The organism is Mesobacillus sp. (assembly GCF_049588175.1).
Lineage (GTDB): Bacteria > Bacillota > Bacilli > Bacillales > Cytobacillaceae > Mesobacillus.
On record NZ_JBAVFI010000050.1, the window covers coordinates 1 to 2,435 of the forward strand.

General features: G+C 37.7%; 2 protein-coding genes. One reads left to right on the forward strand and one right to left on the reverse strand.

Annotated elements, in window-relative coordinates; translation table 11 throughout:
* Nucleotides 1–474: 474 nt before the first annotated feature.
* Complete coding sequence (locus WB217_RS01140) at nt 475–1,776, reverse strand: M14 family zinc carboxypeptidase (RefSeq protein ID WP_423989857.1); 1,302 nt, start codon at nt 1,774–1,776, stop codon at nt 475–477.
* A 385-nt stretch (nt 1,777–2,161) separates the two neighbouring features.
* Here WB217_RS01140 and WB217_RS01145 point away from each other — a divergent pair, with 385 nt between their 5' ends.
* The gene (locus WB217_RS01145) at nt 2,162–2,344 is read left to right on the forward strand and encodes an EamA family transporter (protein ID WP_423989859.1); all 183 of its coding nucleotides are present in this window, start codon (nt 2,162–2,164) and stop codon (nt 2,342–2,344) included.
* Nucleotides 2,345–2,435: the final 91 nt, after the last annotated feature.

The following is a 2,435-nucleotide window of genomic DNA, read 5'->3' on the forward strand; positions in this document are numbered from 1 at the left end:
TTTTTTTAAGGGTTGATTGATTGTTTTGATTGTTCCTTCTATGTACTGAAATATATTCATTAGACCGACTAAAAAGATACTTAAGAGAAGAAAGGCAGTCCATACTCTACTCCACTTTACCCTTAATCTCTTTTTTGTTCCTGACATACTTGCACCACCTAGGCTGAATAATAATTAGATAATGGATTCCTCTACAGCTATTGAAAGTTTAAATGTACTGATGGAGGTCCAAATTTTACTTGAAGAAGTCATTATCCCATAATTAGATTTCATCTGTTAGAAAGTTAGGTTACAGTTGTTTGAAATTCTGTTAACAATCATTACTTTCTTCGTATTACCCAAACTACATAGCAAGTAGTCTAAGATTCAATAATAAAGTTAAACAAAATACATAAGAAACCGCACGGTGGTTTCACTCGTGCGGTTTTTTTGTGCTGTATTTAGTTAGCGTAGTGCCAGCCAATTAAGTTGGTCTTAGTGATCGTGATCTCCACCAGGATTTACTGGGAAAGAAAACTCTGGTATGGCATCATATACAGCTGGATCTGAGTTTTCTATAGTGTCATCTGCAAGGCTATTCAGAACCGCCAAGACTGGAACTTTTGCAGTTTCTTTAAGCATGCCGTTTTGTTTTTGGCCTAAGGTTTGCGTTTGGCCTTTTATTTCTATGAGCATGGTAGCTGTACCATTTAACTGGATGGCACCCAATCCTGAGCCAGGGTAGTTAACAGTCGGGTATTTCTGAATGGCACCATAGGATGAGTTGCCTCGCTGCAATGATTCATAAGCGACTGCGTTGACTTTTTTGCTTAAGGTTAATACTTCTGGGTCGATATCGTATGTTTTACCACTGAAAGGATCCGTGTATGGTTTGGTTGTAAATTGGGCTAACAGCTGTATTGAGACTGAACGGTTGTCCTCTTCAGACAATCTGTTGAATCCGCGGTGATGAAGGTCAATTGCAACATCTGGATTTAGTTCTTTTACTAGTTTTGTAAGCGAACGTGTTTCAGGTGAAAAGACTAAAGATGCTTGGGATCCGTTGTTTGTAGCTTTTTGATTTAATATTTCTGCTACTTTACTAGGATCCTTTTTAATTTCCTCGGTTAAATCAAAGTCATAGTTCGGATGAAAATCACGATTCAGGTCAAAACCAGGAATTCCATAAACAACTGTTCCTTCATTATTTTGTCCTCTTTCACTTCCTTCTGCATTGTAATACCAGGGAGCTTTTGTATCTGACGGTAGACCTAATTCTTCAGGCTTCCATGTTTGATGAGAGTATCTAGTCGGATATGGCTTACCTTCGTATTGATTGGCTGTTCCATCTGGGTTAATTCGTGGGACAAACCAAACGCTAACTTTGTTCAGGATATTATCCGCTTCAGTTCCTCCAGCTGCCAGTTTTTGCATTAATTCTACTGCTGCTTCTGTCCCCAGTGTTTCATTGCCATGGATTTGAGTATAAATGAGAACACGCTTCTTATTGGGGTCATTGTTACCAAATTTAGCAGCATAAAGCGGATAGCCATCGTTGGAAGTTCCGAACTGTTCCAATACCATCTTTCCTTGTGATGACTTTTCAATTTGTTTTAGTTTGGCTTCCATTTGTTCATTAGACATTAGGCCTGCAAAAGAAAGGTTCTGTTCATCCTGTACCCAGGGGCCGTTTGGGGTGGTTGTTGATTCGGCAAAAATGCTGGTTGAACTGCCAAGAAGACAAGTTGCCAAAAAACCGCTAGAAATTATGTATCCTAGTGCTTTTTTCTTTTTCAAATGGTTTTCCTCCTTTTGTGAATAGTTTCCAAGACATTTTAACATGATGAAAACTATTAATAAAATAATAATTTAAAAATTACGAATATTAGGAAAATAGAACTCTTAATATATAGGAACATTGACATTTCATATAGAGGGAGGGAATCCATATAGGGAACAATGGCCCAGAAAAGACATAATGATTATTTCGGGATTTATTTTTTAAATTTGAAAGGGAAGAATCCTTTAACTCCATTCTTGAGCTGAGATAAGCAGTGGATTAATTTGTCATTGCCACTGCTGCCGTTTTCGGCATCAGCATAGTTCCGACACAGAAAATTGCTCGTTCACAATTGGGCCAATCCGGTAACCTTGTATTTTTATAAGTCAGCAGGGATTGCCATTGTTATGTATATCTTATTTAAGCCGAAAGTTTGCCAATGGTTTCCTTTTGGTAACCCTGGTGTATACGTCACCTATGTTTGCCATTTTCCTTGCCTGGTTTTACTTTAAAGAGAGAATCACCGGGGCTAAGTTGGCAGCCAGCTTGATCACCATTACAGGGATTGTGATTATACCACTTTAGCAGAGGTTATCATTGACTTAATGTAAATGATTTTTTAATACTGTTATTAAGTATAAAAGAATTTAATTTGTTTAGAAGGTGCAAGTAGTGT